A 17,088-nucleotide genomic window follows, 5' to 3' on the forward strand; every position below is an offset into this window, starting at 1 on the left:
CCCCTCGTCGAACCGCCGAGAATCGGCTGGTCAGCGGCGGGTGGTGCTGGCCATCCTGTCCTCATGGGAGACAGAGCCAACGTCATCGTGGTCCGCGAGAACGGAACGCACGAGCTGTACCGGACGGGCTGGGCGGTGGGGATCGACCTCGACCTGCTGGACGGACCGGAGGCCGTGCTCGCCATGCTCCCCGAACTCCGTCAGGACGACTGGTGGTTGGACGAGGAATTGGCCCAGGCGGGAGTGCTGCTCGACCTCGGCCAGAAGGTCCTGCTGTTCTTCGCAGGGGAGGGGCCGAGCACCGAGCTCCGGCACCGCGCGGCCACCTTCGAGCTGATCCGGGCGGCGTGGCAGGGCTGGAAGGTCCACTGGTCGTACGACGGCGCGGCTGAGCTGCGTAAGTACGTCGGGCTGGATCCGGAGTACGTCCGCCGGCCCGGATCCGCCCTCTCCACAGCCCCGTTTCTCGCCGCCGACGACGAGGACCTGGCGGGGCCGGACCCGGGCGATGTGGTAGTCACCGTCGGCACCGTCGGCACCGTCGGCACCGTCGGCACCGACCACTGCCACGTCGCCTCCGGCGCCTTCGGCCACCCCGTTCGTGAGGGTGTCTCCCTGCTCGACCGCCTGGCGGACGCCCCCGAACACGGACTGTGCCGCCTGCACGTGAACTCCGGAATCCACCTTGATCCGGAACGCCACCGCCTGGGCTGGTGGTCCCTCGCCTCCTCCACGCAGGCGTACGAGATACCGAAACTGTGGCCGGGCTGGACAGTGGAGTTCTGGCAGGACGACTGGGAACGGCACGTCCGGGCCTCCGGCGGCCGCTTCTCCCCGGCACCGTTCGACCCCGCGGGGGAGGAGGCCAGGGCCGCAGTGCTCGCGGAGGCCGAGGAGCGCCGGATCCAGCGGTCCCGTCACCGCGCCCAGGTCGCCCAGCTCCGCACCGCACCGGCCCCGCCGGCCGGCTGACCCTCCACAGGCGTGACTACGCGGGCGCCGACTACGCGCGCCGACTACGCAGGGCCCGGCGCGGCCGGAGGTCGTACACGTCACGGTTCGACCGGCACGCAGGTGAGTGGCCGTCCCATCCCGGAGCCCGAGCCCGAGCCCGAGCCCGTCGCCTTGCTATCCGATGGGGACGACACGTGCCCAGGCGGGTGGGACGTCGGGGGTGTAGTCCGGGTCGTTCTCGTCCACGGCGTGGGGGGCACGCGGGAAGAGCCCGACGACCGTGCGGCAGGGTGGCTGCGCGGAGGGCCACGGCGTCTGGCCGTCCGTCAGGGCGACGATCACGTCCGGGCGGGGATTGGACCGCAGGGCCCGGGCGAAGCCGGACCGGAGGTCCGTACCGCCGCCACCGATCAGTTCGAGGTTCTCGGCGCGGCACAGGGGTACGGCGACGCCCGCGGCCGCGTCGCAGGAGATGACCGAGACGAGGTCGCGGCGTCCGCCCACGGCCCGTGAGATCGCCGCCACCTCCAGGAGCGCGCTGCCCAGTTCCGCGTCGCTCACCGAGCCGGAGGTGTCGATCACGACGCAGACGCGGGGCGGCATCCGGCGCAGGCTCGGCAGCACGACGCCGGGCACGCCGGCCGAACGCCGGGACGGGCGCCGGTAGCTGTGGTCCTCGCCGGTACCCGGGGCGCCCGCGGCCGCGCGGACCGCGGCGCCGAGCAACTGCCGCCACGGCTGCGGGGGATGGAAGGCCTCGTCCGCCCACCGCCGCCAGCCTTCCGGAGCTTCCCCCGGCCGGCCGGTGATCGCCTCGGACACCCGGAAGCGCACCGCGTCCCGCTGCTGTCGGCTCAGCCCGTGCGCCCCCTCGGGCCCCAGTTCCCAGGGCCGTGCGTGCCCGTCCGCACCGCTGCCGCAGTCCAGCCAGGCCAGCCGCGAGGTGCGGCCGGCCATGGAGGACGTCCGCAGGTATTCCTCCATCAGGAGTCCGTCCGGCAGGCCCAGCATCGACGGCCGTACCGCCCCGGTCGGCATCGGCAGACCGTCACCGTAGATGTCGTCGTTGATCTCGAAGTCCGCCGCGATGTTCTGCCGGAGCCGCTGCCCGGGCCGCCCGTCCTCCCCGTGCTCCCGCGCATACCGCTCGCTCCGGCCGTGATGGTCACGGAGCAGGTGGGAGACCTCGTGCACCCACACGCCGGCCAGCTCTTCGAGCGGGGTGCGAGCCACGAACAGCGGGGAGACGTAGCAGCGCCAGTACGCGTCCACCGCCATGGTCGGCACCGACCCGTCCTCCACCACGTGCAGTGCGAAGAGCGCAGTGGCGAGGTACGGGCGGACCGCGACCGCGTGCAGCCGGGCGGCCAGCAGCTTCTCCATGTCCAGAGGAACGACGGGTCCCGGCGGCAGGCCGGGCACGGCGGCCCGTACCGGCCGCGGCGGCGGGGGAGGGGACATCGGACGTGGCAGCGGGCGCGCCGACGGGTTCGCCGGCCGCTGCTTCGGCTGCTTCACGGCCCCGGTCATGCGCATCCGCCAGCCGCGCTCCCGGCACCGGCACCGGCGGCGGCCGCGGTCCGGACCACCGAATTCTCCGCCCGTCGGGCGAGGCCGACCACCGAGGAGAGGCGTTCCACCGCCTCCGGCACCTCCCAGCCCTCGCGCCGCAACGCGGCCAGCGCCTTCGCCGGGCCGACCAGCAGATCCGGTGCACCGGTCTCCAGCGCCCTGACCAGCACCGCCCAGCCCGCCTCCCAGCGGTCCCGCGCCGGGTGCGCGCCGACGGCGGCCACCACCGCGTCCAGCGTGGCCTGGCGCAGGTCGCCTCGCTCGGGCAGCTCGGCGACGCCGGGGTCGGCCAGCAGCACCTCCGGATCGGGCAGCTCCATCCGGTCGATGTGGGCGAGCAGTTCGAGGCCGGGCCCGTCCCCCACCGCACCCCGGACCAGCAGCGCCAGCACGTCCCGGGAGACGGAAGCGGCCGTGCCGAAGGCGAGCAGCGTCATCGCGGCCTCCCAGCTGCGGGGCGACGGCCAGGCACCGCCGCGCCGCGTCTCGGTGGTCGGCAGCCGGTGGATCAACGTCGGCCGGGTGTTCAGGAAGCCGCACACCGCACGGCGGGCGAACGCCACCGCGTCCGCCAGCCCCGCCGCGTCCAACCGGGGCAGCTCCGCGCTCGGCCACACCCCGCCCAGACCGCGCACCACCACCTCCCGGTCGTGCACCCAGTACAGGTGCACGAACCGGTTCGCCAGCGGCGGGCTCAGCTCCCACCCGTCCGCGGCCGACGCGCGGGGATTCGCGGCGGCCACGATCCGCACCCCGGGCGGCAGTTGCAGCGCGCCGACCTTCCGCTCCAGGACCACCCGCAGCAGCGCGGCCTGGACCGCGGGAGTAGCGGTGGACAGCTCGTCCAGGAAGAGCAGCCCCCGCCCGGCGCGCACCAGCTCCACGGCCCACTGCGGCGGGGCCATGGGCACCCCGTTCACCGCCGGGTCCTCGCCCACGATCGGCAGCCCGGAGAAGTCGGTCGGCTCGTGGACGCTGGCGATCACCGTGGTCAGCGGCAGGTCGAGGGACGCGGCGAGCTGGGTCAGTGCGGCCGTCTTGCCGATGCCCGGCTCGCCCCAGAGCAGCACGGGCAGGTCCGCGGCGACGGCGAGGGTCAGTGCCTCCAACTGCTCGTCGGGGCGCGGCTCGGTGGTGGTCGTCCGCAGGAGGGTCAGCAGGTCTTCGGCAAGGCCGAGCTGCGGCCGGTCGGGGTCGGCCGCCGGCGATACGGATGCGGGCACGGGTACGGGAGCGGATACGGGTACGGGAGCGGGCACGGGTACGGATACGGAGAGGACGGTGCTGGAAGTCATGGGCATCACCTGGGTGGATTCGTGGACGGGAGCCCCGGCGTGGTCGAGCGGCGTGCGGTGCACGGCGCGCCCGCACAGCGCGGTACTGGCCGGGGGTTACGGGCGGTGCGCCGGACATCCGGCGCAGGGGCGGTCGAGCCGCCGGGTGCGGTAGGGGCCCGGACCGGTCGGGCCCGGGGTGTTCGGTCGGGGGCGGGGGGCGACAGGGCGGTGCGGACGCTTGGTCGGCCACCCCCCGGATGAGGGGGCCGGGGCGACCGGTCGTCCTGCGGATGGCGGGTCCCCGCAGGCGTTCAGCCGTGCAAGCCGGTCCGTGGCCGGGTACGGCTGCCGCGCTTGCGGTGCAACTCCTGCGGTAGACGACGGTCGAGCCGTGGCCGGTAGCCGTCGTCCCCCGTCACATCCGCGGCAGGGTGCACCGGCACCAGGCCCGAGCGGAAGAGCCCGTGACCGAGGCGACCGGCCACCGCACCCTCCAGGGCGTCACGCAGGGGCCCCTCGCGCAGGACCGCGCCGGGACCGAGCAACCCCTCGACCACGGCCAGGGCGCCGGTCACGTCACCGTGGCCGAGTCGCTCGCGGACCGCGGGCAACGCCTCTGGGCTGCGGTGCACCGCGTCGATCGCCCGCAGGCAGGGCAGCCCCGGCCCGCCCAGCGCCATGAGCAGGCCCTCACGGGCCAGCTGGGCCGGGTCGTGGTCGACCGCCGCCAGGACCCCGTCCCGCAGCGCGATCCGGTGTACCTCGCCCAGACACTCGACCCGGTGCGGGTCCGCCGACCCGCCGTCCAGGCCTGCGTCCCGGACGAAGTCCGGCCCGGGCCCCCAGCGTTGAGCGCCTGCCGCTGACCGGTCGGGTGGCGACGAGCCCGAAGGGCCCGCGTGTCCCGACGTCGACAGCGCCGCCGCGACCAGCGGGTGGAGCCGTTCCGCACGGAACAGCCCGGCTCGTACGAGTTCCAGGTCCGGAAGGGCACGGGCCGCGGCCTCCGGAAGCACCGGGAGCTCCGCGATCTGCTGCGGCGACAACACCTCCCGTACCGGACGGAGCACCGGGACGTGGCTGTCGTCGGGGGCGACGAGTTCGAGCACGGCACGACTGCGCGCACCCAGCCGTACGGTCAGGGCGCCGCGCGAGCGGCCCTCGGCCCGCAACAACAGCTCCGCCTCCGCCGCCCAGCGGTCCGGCGGCCACGCAACGTCGTGGCCGACGGGCCCGTCCGGTGCGTCCACGCCGCACCGCCGGGCCAGTTCGGCGCTCCGCGTGCCGTCCCAGAGGTGACGATGCAGATCGAGACGGAAGTGCCGGTCGGGGTGGGGATGCGGATGGTGTCTGGGCACGTCTCCCCGGCACTCCTCCCAGAGCGCCAGGGACATCCGCTGGCCCGCGTCGGCCCAGGCAGGCGGCGTCCGCACCACCAGCTGCGGTCCCGGTGCGCCGGGACCTCCGTAGCGGGCCAACGACAAGGTGAGGCCGGGCCGCAGCCGCCCGTCGGGGGCGATCCGAGGCATGTGCCAGCGCAGCAGATCCGGCACCAGCCGACGCAGATCGTCCCGGAGACGGGCGACGAGATCGGTGCCGTGACGGACGCGCACGGCGCGCAGATCGAGATCGACGTCGATCCGGGCGACGGCGCAGGCTCCCGCCCAGTCACCGGTCGCACGGCGTGCGGTCGCCATTTCGATCATGGACGGTGGCACGGCGTACTCACGTACGCGCTGCCACATCAAGAGGCGGTCGGGAATCGATTCCGCGAAGTGAGCTGCCATCAGCACTCACCTTGCGCGGACGATTCCCCCAATCCGATAAGGGAGATGTTCTTCATCGCCCGCATCATAAACACCTCCCGGATGATCTGTCAGCCGCGAATCGCAGTGCCCCGCCCACCCTGCGACACGGCTCCGCTCTCCGCCCCGGCCGCCGCGCGACTCGATATGACGAGAGGCCGCCCGTCCTGGTCGGCGTCCAGGACGGGCGTTCGGGCATCTCAGGGAGCTTCGGGGCCGGGCTGCGGGCCCTCCTCGCCCTGCGCGTGGACGGGGCTGTCCTTCACGGTGGAGTGGTCATCGAGCGTGCGGGACGCCTCTGCGTCGCCCTGGGCGGTCGTGGGCGAATCGGTCAGGGACGATCCGCCCGTCACCCGTACCGTCACCTCGGCTCCACGGGTGGCCCGACCGGCGCTTCCCGTGACCTGGGAGTGTCCTGTGACGTGCTCTTCGTAACGCGTGCGGCTGGTCGCTTGCGGCGCGGCCGCGGGCGCGGGAGTGCCGGAACGGCTCCAGTACTCAAGGCCGATGATGCCGAGCACGCACACCGCAAGGCCGCTCACCAACGGCCAGGTGATGGTCTGGGTCAAGGCGGTGGCGACGGCTCCGACCACGGCCCCGGCGGCGGTGGACGGTCCGGCTCGTGCGGCAGGTCCGAGTCGTGTCATCCACTCTCTCCCGCTTCTGCGGATCGGCCGATCCGCTTGTCTGCCGCCAAGATGGACAGGGCGGCGGGCGGGCGGCCAGAAGCGGATGAACAACGTTCATAAAGAGGCCAGTTGAAGCCAGAGAGGTGGGTGGGGTGAGCACGTACGGGGAACCGACGATGGGGACGTTCACCGATCGGGTGGAGGCTCTCGCAGCCGTCGAGGACCTGGAACGCGAGGGGATCGCCCGCAAGGTCACCCTGCGGCGCCGCCCGCACGCCCGCGTACGCGCTCACCGAGGCCGGCGAGGAACTCGGCCCCGCCGTCCTGGCGCTGGCCCGGTGGGGCCTGAAGTGGGCCATGGGCGAGCGACGCGGGGGAGAGACCTTCCACGCGGGCTGGGCCGTGCTCGGGCTGCGGGCCTGCTTCGACCCGGACGCCGCCGTGGGACTGCGTGCGGTGTACGAGTTCCACGTCGACGACGAAGTCCTCCACGCCCGCGTCGACGACGGCACCGTCGAGACGATCCACGGCCCTGCGCAGCACCCGGACGTGACGATCACCATCACGGAGGAGGCGTTCGTCGAAGTGACCGCCCGCACGCTGACCTTCTCCGACGCGATCGACGCGATCGAGGCGGGCACCGCGGCAGCGACCGGCGACGCGGAAGCCCTGCGGCGACCGCCGGTCCTCTTCCGACTCCCGGCCCGGCGTTCCCGCCCGGCGGGCTGACCTTCGTACACCGGCTTCCACCCACCGACGACTGCCATCGGCTCACGGGCCGTCGGCAGTCCCGCCGGAGGTCCTCGTCAACGGCGCCCGTATCTGGCCGCCATCGTGTGGAACACCTTCTTCGGTTCCCAGCGCCTCTCGTCGAGCACCCGGACGACGCCGTAGGAGCCGAGGTCCAGTTCCCCGGGCCTGCTGTACCCGGCGAAGGTGAACCAGAACGCGGAGTCGACACCTTCGTCCTCGAAGACGTCCAGCAACTCGGTCAGGTAGCGCGCCTGTTCGTCTTCGTCCGGGGCCGCGCCGTCCGGCACCTGCCAGGCCATGCCGCCACGCTCGCCCGCGCCCCGGTACGCACAGGTTCCGTACTCGGTCACCGCGACGGGCTTGCCGTGCGCGAGGTGTCCGCGCAGCTCGTCCCGGAAGCCGTCGGCGTTGTAGGCGGCCCGGTAGGCATCGATGCCGACGAGGTCGAACGCGGTCCAGTCGACGAACTCCCAGGGACCCGAGGCGTAGGTCACCCGACCGCCGAAGTGCGTCCGCACGGTCGCGGCGACCTGGGAGAGGAAGTCGTTGAGGCGTTCCCGCACCGGTCCGAGGGAGGACCACCACTCCATGTCGGCGGCGGCCATGGCCCGCATGCGGTCGCCGTAGGTGTCGCCCGGAAGGAAACCGCAGCAGAACGCGCTGATCTCACAGCCGGCGACGAACACCACATCGGCACCTGCCTTCCGTACGGATTCGGCCCGAGCCGCGCAGTCGGCGAAGAACGGGAGCAACCGGTCGCGGGGAAGGTCCACGGGGAACGGGGCGAACCAGACCTCAAGGCCGGCCTCCGCGGCGAGCCGGGCGGCGATGCTCAACCGTTCGGGCTCTCTTCCGGAGACGCGAACGGCGTCGCAGTGGAGAACCTCGGAGATCACCGCCATGTCCTGCCGGACCGTCTCAGGGGTGAAGCTCTTGCGGGAGAGTTCTTCCCCGGGGAGGAACCCGGTGTCGTAGTTGATGCCCCGTGCGCGCACGCCCCTGTCCCTTCAGTGAACCGTCGCCGTGTACGAGCCAGGACTTGTCCAGTCGGTTTCGCCTCCTGGGGACTGCCCGCGCCGACCTTCATCCGGCAGGACACCCTCCGCCGGCTCTACGCTCCCTTTGAGCCCTGACTGCCTTACAGGAGCAACAGTGAACAAGTGGACTGCCCACGGAGCCATTGTCATGGGCGCAGTGCTGATCGGTCTCGACATGGCAGAGACGCTTGCGTCCCCCTATCCGGTCTTCGCCGTTCTCGCCGGAACCGGCCTGCTCGTCGACGGCGTGCGAAGGATCATCCGGCTCCGACGTGCCGGCGCGGGTACGTCGAGCGGCGACCGCACCCCGCCGCCGGCCGCCGCAAGCTCGTCGTCCTGACGGGACGGCCGGGGCGTGGGGGTGGGCCGGTCGGGAGTTCAGTGGGCCGCCGCCGGCTCCAGCCAGGGGCGTCGTCCCGGTCCGGTCGGGTGCGTGCCGGTGACGGCCATGACGACCGAGTACAGGCTGGTCTCCGCGGCGATGAAGAGGCGGTTGCGCTTGGCGCCGCCCCAGGAGATGTTGGCGACCGCCTCCGGGACGTTCAGGCGGCCGATCAGGGTGCCGTCGGGGTCGTAGCAGTGCACGCCGTCGTCCATCGCGGCCGCCCAGAGCCGGCCGCCGTCGTCGAAGCGGAGGTTGTCGAATCGGGCCTTCTCGCGGGCCCCGGCCTCGGCGAAGACCTCGCCCTCGGACAGGGTGCCCTCGTCGTGCACGTCGAAGACCCGGATGAAGCCCGCGCGGGTGTCGGAGACGAACAGCTGCCGCTCGTCGGCCGAGAAAACCAGCCCGTTCGGCGCGCCGAAGCAGTCGGCGACCAGGCGCACTTCGCCGGTGGCCGGGTCGATCCGGTAGACGTTGTTGGAGCCGATCTCGCTCTCGGCGCGGTAGCCCTCGTAATCGCTGGTGATGCCGAAGTCCGGGTCGGAGAACCAGATCGAACCGTCGGACTTCACGGCCGCGTCGTTCGGGCTGTTCAGCCGCTTGCCCTGCCACCGGTCGGCCAGCACGGTGACGGTGCCGTCGTGCTCGGTCCGGGTCACGCGGCGGTTGCCCTGCTCGCAGGTGATCAACCGGCCCTCGCGGTCGAGGGTGTTGCCGTTGGTGTGTCCGGCGGAGCGGCGGAAGACGGCGACCGCGCCGGTCTCCTCGTCCCACCGCAGCATCCGGTCGTTGGGGATGTCGCTCCAGACCACCTGACGCCAGGCCGGCAGGTAGATCGGCCCCTCGGCCCAACGGCAGCCGGTGTACAGGACCTCCAGCGCTTCATCGCCGTTCATGCACCGTCCGGTACGGAACCGGTCGTCGAACATCTCGTACAGCCCGGGGCGCTCGCTGCTCATGGGGTTCACTCCTCGCCGAAGACATCATGCGCCGAATGTGAATCGGTCTGAAGTGAACATTGCAAGATGAGATATCGTCCCGGCAACAAGATTCCGAAGGGAGAGTTGTGGATCACATCGACCGCGTACTGCTGGCCCAGCTCCAACAGGACGCCACCCAGCCCTATGCCGCGCTCGGACAGGCCGTCGGCCTGTCCGCCGGGGCCGCCCACGAGCGGGTGCGGAAACTGCGGGAGCGCGGCGTCATCCGCCGCACCGCCGTCGACGTGGACCCGGCCGCCGTGGGCAGTGCCGTCCTCGCCTACGTGATGGTCGACTCGACGTCCTGGATGGGGGACGCGGCGCAGGACTTCGCCGCCCTCCCCGAGATCCTGGAGGCGCACGTCATCGCCGGCAGCGCCTCGGTACTGGTGAAGGTCAGGACCGCGACCACCGAGCAACTGCAGGACGTGCTGCGGCGGATCTACGCCATCGACGGGGTCAGCGGAACACAGGCGACGGTGGTCCTGGAGACCTTCTTCGAGCGGCCCGTCTCACCGCTGACCGCGGATCAGACGTGATCCCCGCGCGCCTCCGCACCGACGCCGCGGGAACGACGACCACCCTGCTCGAACCCATGAACTCGTGATCCTCGACGGCGACGGCGTCCTGGTCGACACCGAACGCCTCGCCGTACGCCTCGCCGTACGCCTCCAGATCGCGCTCGGAGCGGAACCGGGCTGGCCGCTCACCGCCGACGAGGTGGTCGCCCACTTCATCGGCCGCTCCGAGAAGTCCATCGTCGACCAGGTCACCGAGCGGCTCGGCGCGGAGACCGCAGGCCTCTGCTGGACCCGCTTCCTCCAGCACCACCGCCGAAGCGGTGGATCTCGGCCTCGCCCCGGTGGACGGCCTGCCCGAAGCCCTCGCCGCCCTCGCCGTCCCGACCCGCGTCGCCTCCAGCGGTTCACACGAGAAGGTGCGCCACATCCTGGGCCGCACCGGTCTGTACGACCTGTTCGCCGGCCGGATCTACAGCGCGAGCGAAGTGGCGCGCGGCAAACCCGCACCCGACCTCTTCCTGTACGCCGCCCAGCGCACGGGCGCCGACCCGTCAGCGTGCGCGGTCGTCGAGGACAGCGGCCCCGGCGTCGCGGCGGCCCGCGCGGCGGGAATGCGGGCCTTCGGCTACGCCGGCGGCCCGACCCCCGCCGAACGACTCGAAGGCCCGGGCACCATCGTCTTCGACGACATGCGCGAACTGCCGGCCTTGCTCAGCGGGCGGGCCCGGACCTGATCGCCGCCTCGCCGGCCGTCCTGACCTGCCGGCGGTACTGCTCGGAATCCTGATGTCCGATCGTGGCGACCGCCGGCGGTGTCGGCATCGGCCCCGGGAGGAGTAGGGGCGCGGAATACGGTCGTTGGTGGACTCTCGCTCCACCAAAGGCGTGGGGGTGATTCCGAGTGGGTGGTGGGGCGTGCGGGGTTCCTCCATCAGCGGATGACGGGGAGGGGGCGGGTCCCGAGGATCGGTGGTTGTTCGGCTGAGGAGGCCGAGTGCATCCCAGGCCCTTGGGGGAGAAGTGAACGAGTACGCAGCACCCCGTCGCATATCCGTCTTCGACACCACGCTCCGCGATGGTGAACAGGCGCCCGGCAACGCGATGAACCCGGAGCAGAAGCTCGAACTGGCGCAGCTGATAGCGGGGTTGGGGGTGGACACCATCGAGGCGGGCTTTCCCGCCTCCTCGCCCAGTGACTTCGAGGCGACCCGCCTCATCGCGCGGCACCTGAAGGGGACCAAGTTCGCCACGTTCTCGCGGACGACGCGCCGGGACGTCGAGATCGCCGTCGAGGCGGGCGGGGTCGACAACCATCAGGTGCAGATGGTGGCCACGGGCAGCCAGATCCACCTGTCGCACAAGCGGGGCATCACCCGGCAGGCGGCGGTCCGGGAGGTGGTGGACACGGTGAGGTTCGCCGTGTCCCTGGGCGTCACCGACATCGCCGTCGGCATCGAGGACGCCAGCCGTGGCGAGGACGACCTGCTGCGGGCGCTGACCGAGGCGGCCGTGGACGCGGGGGCGACCTGCATCATCCTGGCCGACACGACGGGATGCCACACTCCCGAGGAGTTCGGCAGCCTCATCGGCAAGATACGCCGATGGGCGCCGCAGCCCGTCAAGGTCTCCACCCACTGCCACAACGACTTCGGTCTGGCGACCGCCAACACGCTGGCCGGTCTCGCGGCCGGCGCGGACGAGATCCAGGTGGCGCTCGGCGGCATCGGCGAGCGGGCCGGCAACACCTCGCTGGAGGAGGTCGCCGCCGTCCTCGCGTACAAGACCGAGTTGCTCGGGATGACGACCGGCGTCCGCCTGGAGGCCATGTACGCGGCGTACAACCGGCTGCGCGAGATCATCCGCCTGGAGGAGCCCCGCAACAAGCCGATCTTCGGCAAGTACGTCTTCGGTACCGCCGCCGGCATCCACCAACAGGGCATGCTCAGCGACCCGAGCACCTACGAGTACGTCGAGCCCGCGCGGTTCGGGCGGGAACGCTCCCTGCTCATCGGGCGCCACTCCGGACGGACCGTGCTGCGCCACCTCATCGAGCAGCTCGACGTGGACGTCGACGAGGCCGAGCTGGACGAGCTGTACCGCGTCCACATCGCCGAGCGGGAACAGGGCGACTGCGAGGACCTGTCGGTCGTACGCGAGCGGCTCGCCATGGAGCTCGGCACGCGCCTGGCGGTGGCAGCCGCGCGATGAAGTATTCGTATCTGGGCCCGGAGGGCACTTTCACGGAGTCCGCCGTCCGGCGGCTCGCGCCCTCCGCCCGGCAGACCGTTCCCTTCCCGACCGTCCCGGCGGCGGTGGAGGCCGTGCGGTCCGGCAGGTTCTCCAGGGCGGTGGTCCCCCTGGAGAACTCCGTCAGCGGCGTGGTTCCGCCGACGCTGGGGGAACTCGTCGCGCACGCCGGACAGCTCAGAATCGACGCCCAGGTGACGATCGGGGTCACCTTCGCCTTGATGGCGGGGGAGGGCACGAGGCTGTCCGAGGTACGGCGGGTGGTGAGCCATCCGCACGCGCTCGGGCAGTGCCGGCAGTGGGTGGAGCGGCACCTGCCGCACGCGGAGACGGTCGTCGCCGACTCCACCGCGGCGGCCGCCGCGGCACTGGCGGACGGCGGCGCGGCCACCGACGCCGCGATCGCCGCCCCCGAGACCGCCGCACGCTACGGGCTGACCGTGCTGGCCCACGACATCGGCACGCGCCGCGACGCCATGACACGTTTCGTGTCGCTGCGCCGCAGCGGCGCCGACGGGCCGCCCACGGGCCAGGACCGTACCGCGCTGCTGATCACCTCCGACCGCTCGGATCCCGGCGTCCTCACCGGCGTGCTCGGCGAGCTGAGCCGGCGGCAGGTGTCCATCGCCTGGATCCAGTCCTGGCCCCGGCAGACCGCGCGGGGCCGCTACCACTTCCTGGTCGAGGTCGACCGGCACATCGCCCATCCGGGGCTGGCGGAGGCCGTCGAGGCGATGCGCAAGGGCGTCGACTCGCTGACCCTGCTGGGGAGTTATCCGTACATCGTCGACCGTGAGGTCAAGGGGGAGAAGGCAGCCGCATGAGTGCGACGCGCATTGCTGTGATCGGCAGCGGGCCCAGGGGAATGATGGTGCTCGAGCGGCTCGCGGCCCGTCTCGGGGAACACCCGGGCCCCCTGGACGTCCGCATCTTCCTGGTCGACGCCGTGGAGCCGGGGGCCGGCCAGGTCTACCGGACCGACCAGCCCGACTGGTTCCTGATGAACACCGTGGCGGGCCAGTGCTCCGCCTACTCGGGCGAGCCGGACGGCGGCCCGGCACGGGCCGGGGCCGGCCCGTCGTTCGGCCAGTGGTGGGAGTCCGTCGGGGACTACCCCGGCCCGGACAGTTACGCGCCACGCGGCCAGTACGGCAGGTACCTGCGCTCGGTGCTCGACGCGGTGACGGAGTCCCTGCCCACCGGCGTACGGCTGCGGAGCATCAAGGAACGCGTCGAGGAGGTCGTCCGCGTCGACGGCGACCGGTACCGGATCGCCCTGTCGGGCGGCGAGCGGCTGGACGTCGACCGGGTCGTCCTGGCCACCGGGCACTCCAGGCACCGGCTCACCGGGCGGGAGGGCGACCTCGCCGACCTCGCCGCGCAGAACCCCGAACTCCGCTACATCCAGGGCGAGTCGGCGGCCGACATGCCCCTTCACGAGATCGCGCCGGGCTCCGGCGTCGGCGTGATCGGTCTCGGGCTGTCCTTCTACGACGTGATGGCGGCCCTCACCCTCGGCCGGGGCGGTCGCTTCACCCCGGGCGACGGCGGCAGGCTCGTCTACCACCCCAGCGGCGAGGAGCCGGTGATCGTGGCCGGATCCCGCAGCGGAATGCCGCTGCCGGCCCGGGGGCGGAACCAGAAACCGCCCCAGTACTCCTACCGTCCGGTGCTGTTCACCCCGGGGCGGATCCGGTCCCACCAGCCGCGCGGCCCGCTCGACTTCACACGCCACGTCCTCCCGTGGCTGAAGGCCGAGATCGAGCTCGTCTACTACCGAACGGCCCTGCGGCGCGCCTTCGACGGAGAGGTCGCCGACCGGTTCGTCGCCCAGGTGGTGCACGACGCCGAACAGGGCGTGCCCTCCGTGGAGGCCATCGCCGCACGACTGGGACTTTCGGGCGTGCCGCCGATCGACATCGACGCGCTCGCCCGGCCGTTCGCGCACCGTGCCTTCGCGGACCCGGAGGACTTCGGGCGCGCGCTGCGCGAGGAGATCGAGCGGGATCTCGAGCATGCCACCGAGGGCAACGTCGACTCGCCGCTCAAGGCCGCGCTCGACGTCATGCGCGACACCCGCTGGGTCCTTCGCGAGCTGGTCGACTTCTCCGGGCTGACCGGGCGCTCGCAGAAGGAGGACTTCCTCGGCTGGTACGTGCCCAGGGCGTCGTTCCTCGCGGCGGGGCCGCCGATGGAGCGCCTCCAGCAGGTGCTCGCCCTGCTCGACTGCGGGCTGCTGCGCATCGTCGGCCCGCGGACGCGCTTCGACGGCGATCCGGCCGACGGCGTGTACGTGGTGTCCTCGGCCCAGGTCCCCGGCTCCGCCGTTCCGGTGACGACGCTGGTCGACGCGCGGATCCCCAGCCCCGACCTGCACAGCGACCTCAGCCCGCTCACCGCGAGGCTGCGTGAGTCCGGCGCGTGGACGAGCTACGTCAACCACAGCGGCGGCGCCGGTTACGACACCGGCGGCGTCGCCGTGACCAAGAGTCCGTTCCATCCCGTGGCCGGTGACGGCAGCGTCGACGAGGACATGTACGTCCTCGGCATCCCCACCGAGCACACCAGGTGGTTCATGCAGGTGGGCAGCAGTCGGCCGGGCATGTGGAGCGACTTCGTCCATGACGCCGACGCCATCGCGGCGCACGCGCTGCGCCCCGTGTCCCGGGGCGACGTGTCCCGGGGCGACGTGTCCCGGGCGCAGACGCCCGAGCTGGTCGGCTCGGGCGCGGAGACGGCAGGCGAGCGATCGCCGGAGAGGAAGGCGGGATGAGCGTGCGTGTCGCACAGCGGTTCGCGAGCGTGGAGCGGTCCGCGACGGTCGCCCTGTTGGAGACGGTCCAGCGGCTGCGCCGGAGCGGGGTCGAGGTGCTCGACCTCAGCGGCGGCGAACCGGACTTCCCCACGCCGGAGCCCGTGGTGGCGGAGGCCGTCTCGGCGCTGGAGAGCGGGGACACCCACTACACCCCGAGCCGGGGCGTTCCCGAGCTGCTGGGGGCGGTGGCGGACAAGCTGGCCGTCGAGAACGGCATCCATGTGGATCCGGCCACCGGCGTCATCGTCACCCCCTCGGCCAAGCAGGCGCTGTTCACCGCGCTGATGACCGTGCTCGACCCGGGTGACGAGGTCATCGTGCCCACGCCGGCATGGGTGAGCTATCCGGCGATGGCAGGCCTGCTCGGCGCCCGCGCGGTGTCGGCCGAACTCGGTGCGGAGGACGGTTTCAGGCTGTCGCGGCGGGTCCTGGACGGCCTGGTGACGGACCGCACCCGGGCGCTGGTCGTCAACACGCCGGCCAACCCGACGGGCCACGTACTCGACCGCGAGGAGGCCGAGGAGATCGTCGCGTTCGCGGTCGAGCACGACCTCGTCCTGATCGTGGACGAGATCTACGAGAAGATCGTCTACGACGGCCGGGTCCACCTCAGTCCGGCGAGCCTGCCCGGCGCGGCGGAGCGGACGCTCACGGTCAACGGCTTCTCCAAGGCGTACGCGATGACGGGCTGGCGGCTCGGCTATCTGGCGGGACCCGAACCGCTGATCTCGCAGGCGCTCAAGGTCCAGGAGCACACGGTGAGCTGCGCCGCGTCCTTCGTGCAGCGCGGCGGTGTGGCGGCGCTGACCAGGACGGCCGACGACGTGGCGGCGATGCTCAAGGAGTACGCGGTGCGCCGGGACATGACGGTCTCCGCCCTGGACGCGCTGCCCGGCGTCACCTGTGCCTCCCCCGAGGGCGCGTTCTACGCGTTCGCCGACATCCGGGGGACGGGGCTGACGTCGGCCGCCTTCGCGCAGCGGCTGCTCGACGAGGCCGCGGTCACCGTGGCCCCGGGCTCGGCCTTCGGACCGGGCGGCGAGGGGTACGTGCGGCTGTCGTTCGCGGCGTCCCGCGAGGTGCTGCAGGGTGCCGCGGAGCGGCTGTCGCGGCTGGCCGCCCAGTGGGACGGGAACTGACGGGAGTCGACACGGACGCCGGGAGGCCGGCAGCCCCGAGTGGGGCTGCCGGCCTCCCGGCATGTCTGCGCCAGGTCCGGTCCGTGGGCGTCGTCGGCCACTTCCCCGGACGCGCGGGCGGACTTCAGGCCACTTCGACGGGACGGGCCGGGGCGACGGGCAGGGTTTCCCCCTCCGTCGCGTAAGACCGCTGGAACAGCAGCACGGCCTCCAGCCGGTTGCGGGCACCGAGCTTGGTCAGCGCGTGGGAGATGTGGCTCTTGACGGTGGCGGGCGAGACCCTGAGGCGGACCGCCGTCTCGGCCGTCGACATGCCTTCCGTGAGGTTGCGCAGCACTTCTTGTTCGCGGGAGGTGAGGGTGTGGAGGAGATCTTTGGAGCCGGCGGTGGAGGGGGCGGGCGCGGTGCCGGTGGGCCGGGCGTGCAGGGTGCGCAGCTCGGGGGAGAGCACCGTGTGGCCGGAAGCGACCGCACGGACGGCCGTGGCGAGCTTGGCGACGTTGATGTTCTTCACCAGACAGCCGGTGGCGCCGGCCGCGAAGAAGGCGTCGAGGCGCCGCTGGGTCCAGCCGGTGCCGACGACCAGCACCCGTACCCGGCGCAGGTCCAGTTGGCGGATCAGACCGGTGGCGTCCTCACGGGGCGCGACCGCGAGGACGGCCACGTCGACGCGGTCGAGCGGCCACTGCCGCAGCGGCTGCTGGTTGTTCACGCTGCCCACCACGTCGAGGTGGGGCGAGGCGCCGAGGACGCGGGTCAGGACGTGACGGGAGATCGGGTCGTGATCCGCGACCAGCACGCGAGCTGTGTCGTCTTCGGCGTGCTCCGCGCCGAAGAGATCACGTTCCAAAGTCATGAGGTATGCCCTTCGTCAAACTGTTCGATGCCTGTCGAGCCTAAATTCGAGAACGCTGTTCAGCAATGATGAACAGCGTTATGGCTAATTTTGAGCGCTCGACCAGAGAGCTCCGGGCGCT

At 72.2% G+C, this 17,088-nt stretch carries 16 protein-coding genes; 9 read left to right on the forward strand and 7 right to left on the reverse strand.

Going from position 1 to position 17,088, the window contains the following annotated elements; translation table 11 throughout:
* Positions 1–63 precede the first annotated feature (63 nt).
* Positions 64–972: a hypothetical protein gene (locus OO54_RS13995; protein ID WP_033203179.1), complete on the forward strand. Its 909-nt coding sequence runs from the start codon at positions 64–66 to the stop codon at positions 970–972.
* 156 nt (positions 973–1,128) lie between these two features.
* Here the strand turns inward: OO54_RS13995 and OO54_RS14000 are convergent, their stop codons facing one another.
* The 4 genes from OO54_RS14000 to OO54_RS14015 all read right to left on the reverse strand — a co-directional run bounded on the left by OO54_RS14000 (position 1,129) and on the right by OO54_RS14015 (position 6,255).
* Positions 1,129–2,337 carry a vWA domain-containing protein gene (locus tag OO54_RS14000; RefSeq protein ID WP_033203227.1) on the reverse strand — a complete coding sequence of 403 codons (1,209 nt, stop codon included), beginning with the start codon at positions 2,335–2,337 and terminating at the stop codon, positions 1,129–1,131.
* A 143-nt stretch (positions 2,338–2,480) separates the two neighbouring features.
* Entirely contained in the window at positions 2,481–3,827 is a 1,347-nt protein-coding gene (locus tag OO54_RS14005; protein ID WP_418953239.1) for an AAA family ATPase, read from the reverse strand.
* Positions 3,828–4,114: 287 nt separating this feature from the next.
* Positions 4,115–5,590: a hypothetical protein gene (locus tag OO54_RS14010; RefSeq protein WP_033203180.1), complete on the reverse strand. Its 1,476-nt coding sequence runs from the start codon at positions 5,588–5,590 to the stop codon at positions 4,115–4,117.
* A 218-nt stretch (positions 5,591–5,808) separates the two neighbouring features.
* Positions 5,809–6,255 (reverse strand): hypothetical protein, encoded by a 447-nt coding sequence (locus OO54_RS14015; RefSeq protein WP_157856482.1) that lies wholly within the window; start codon positions 6,253–6,255, stop codon positions 5,809–5,811.
* Between the two features lie 339 nt (positions 6,256–6,594).
* Between OO54_RS14015 and OO54_RS41520 the strand changes: the two genes are divergently transcribed.
* The gene (locus OO54_RS41520; RefSeq protein ID WP_234439231.1) at positions 6,595–6,966 is read left to right on the forward strand and encodes an alkyl sulfatase C-terminal domain-containing protein; all 372 of its coding nucleotides are present in this window, start codon (positions 6,595–6,597) and stop codon (positions 6,964–6,966) included.
* A gap of 77 nt (positions 6,967–7,043) precedes the next feature.
* Here OO54_RS41520 and OO54_RS14025 read toward each other — a convergent pair whose 3' ends face one another.
* Positions 7,044–7,985 carry a glycoside hydrolase family 113 protein gene (locus OO54_RS14025; RefSeq protein ID WP_033203182.1) on the reverse strand — a complete coding sequence of 314 codons (942 nt, stop codon included), beginning with the start codon at positions 7,983–7,985 and terminating at the stop codon, positions 7,044–7,046.
* 190 nt (positions 7,986–8,175) lie between these two features.
* Here OO54_RS14025 and OO54_RS14030 point away from each other — a divergent pair, with 190 nt between their 5' ends.
* The gene (locus OO54_RS14030; RefSeq protein WP_033203183.1) at positions 8,176–8,367 is read left to right on the forward strand and encodes a hypothetical protein; all 192 of its coding nucleotides are present in this window, start codon (positions 8,176–8,178) and stop codon (positions 8,365–8,367) included.
* 38 nt (positions 8,368–8,405) lie between these two features.
* Here the strand turns inward: OO54_RS14030 and OO54_RS14035 are convergent, their stop codons facing one another.
* Entirely contained in the window at positions 8,406–9,368 is a 963-nt protein-coding gene (locus tag OO54_RS14035; RefSeq protein WP_033203184.1) for an SMP-30/gluconolactonase/LRE family protein, read from the reverse strand.
* A gap of 107 nt (positions 9,369–9,475) precedes the next feature.
* On the opposite strand from OO54_RS14035, the gene OO54_RS14040 reads away from it, so the two are divergent.
* From OO54_RS14040 to OO54_RS14065, 6 genes are all read left to right on the forward strand, one after another.
* Complete coding sequence (locus OO54_RS14040; RefSeq protein ID WP_033203185.1) at positions 9,476–9,928, forward strand: Lrp/AsnC family transcriptional regulator; 453 nt, start codon at positions 9,476–9,478, stop codon at positions 9,926–9,928.
* A gap of 302 nt (positions 9,929–10,230) precedes the next feature.
* The gene (locus OO54_RS48555) at positions 10,231–10,644 is read left to right on the forward strand and encodes an HAD-IA family hydrolase (RefSeq protein ID WP_324611634.1); all 414 of its coding nucleotides are present in this window, start codon (positions 10,231–10,233) and stop codon (positions 10,642–10,644) included.
* Between the two features lie 286 nt (positions 10,645–10,930).
* Complete coding sequence (locus OO54_RS14050) at positions 10,931–12,118, forward strand: LeuA family protein (protein ID WP_033203186.1); 1,188 nt, start codon at positions 10,931–10,933, stop codon at positions 12,116–12,118.
* Positions 12,115–12,981 carry a prephenate dehydratase gene (gene pheA, locus OO54_RS14055; protein ID WP_051786936.1) on the forward strand — a complete coding sequence of 289 codons (867 nt, stop codon included), beginning with the start codon at positions 12,115–12,117 and terminating at the stop codon, positions 12,979–12,981. Before OO54_RS14050 ends, pheA begins: the two co-directional genes overlap by 4 nt.
* On the forward strand, positions 12,978–14,930 hold the full coding sequence (locus OO54_RS14060) for an FAD/NAD(P)-binding protein (protein WP_078905194.1): 1,953 nt from the start codon (positions 12,978–12,980) through the stop codon (positions 14,928–14,930). The genes pheA and OO54_RS14060 overlap by 4 nt, the downstream gene beginning before the upstream one ends.
* Positions 14,927–16,111 (forward strand): pyridoxal phosphate-dependent aminotransferase, encoded by a 1,185-nt coding sequence (locus tag OO54_RS14065; RefSeq protein WP_033203187.1) that lies wholly within the window; start codon positions 14,927–14,929, stop codon positions 16,109–16,111. Before OO54_RS14060 ends, OO54_RS14065 begins: the two co-directional genes overlap by 4 nt.
* A gap of 124 nt (positions 16,112–16,235) precedes the next feature.
* Here the strand turns inward: OO54_RS14065 and OO54_RS14070 are convergent, their stop codons facing one another.
* Positions 16,236–16,967, reverse strand: coding sequence for a response regulator transcription factor (locus OO54_RS14070; RefSeq protein ID WP_078905195.1), 732 nt, complete (start codon positions 16,965–16,967; stop codon positions 16,236–16,238).
* Between the last annotated feature and the right edge of the window lie 121 nt (positions 16,968–17,088).

The organism is Streptomyces wedmorensis, from assembly GCF_000716445.1.
Lineage (GTDB): Bacteria > Actinomycetota > Actinomycetes > Streptomycetales > Streptomycetaceae > Streptomyces > Streptomyces wedmorensis.

Bases quoted from the DNA above. Each gene is read 5' to 3' on its own strand.
- OO54_RS14010 (WP_033203180.1), bottom strand. From the start codon at position 5,590: ATGGCAGCTCACTTCGCGGAATCGATTCCCGACCGCCTCTTGATGTGG.
- OO54_RS14015 (WP_157856482.1), bottom strand. From the start codon at position 6,255: ATGACACGACTCGGACCTGCCGCACGAGCCGGACCGTCCACCGCCGCC.
- pheA (WP_051786936.1), top strand. From the start codon at position 12,115: ATGAAGTATTCGTATCTGGGCCCGGAGGGCACTTTCACGGAGTCCGCC.
- OO54_RS41520 (WP_234439231.1), top strand. From the start codon at position 6,595: ATGGGCGAGCGACGCGGGGGAGAGACCTTCCACGCGGGCTGGGCCGTG.
- OO54_RS14070 (WP_078905195.1), bottom strand. From the start codon at position 16,967: ATGACTTTGGAACGTGATCTCTTCGGCGCGGAGCACGCCGAAGACGAC.
- OO54_RS14000 (WP_033203227.1), bottom strand. From the start codon at position 2,337: ATGGAGAAGCTGCTGGCCGCCCGGCTGCACGCGGTCGCGGTCCGCCCG.
- OO54_RS14030 (WP_033203183.1), top strand. From the start codon at position 8,176: ATGGGCGCAGTGCTGATCGGTCTCGACATGGCAGAGACGCTTGCGTCC.
- OO54_RS14060 (WP_078905194.1), top strand. From the start codon at position 12,978: ATGAGTGCGACGCGCATTGCTGTGATCGGCAGCGGGCCCAGGGGAATG.
- OO54_RS14065 (WP_033203187.1), top strand. From the start codon at position 14,927: ATGAGCGTGCGTGTCGCACAGCGGTTCGCGAGCGTGGAGCGGTCCGCG.
- OO54_RS14035 (WP_033203184.1), bottom strand. From the start codon at position 9,368: ATGAGCAGCGAGCGCCCCGGGCTGTACGAGATGTTCGACGACCGGTTC.
- OO54_RS13995 (WP_033203179.1), top strand. From the start codon at position 64: ATGGGAGACAGAGCCAACGTCATCGTGGTCCGCGAGAACGGAACGCAC.
- OO54_RS14005 (WP_418953239.1), bottom strand. From the start codon at position 3,827: ATGCCCATGACTTCCAGCACCGTCCTCTCCGTATCCGTACCCGTGCCC.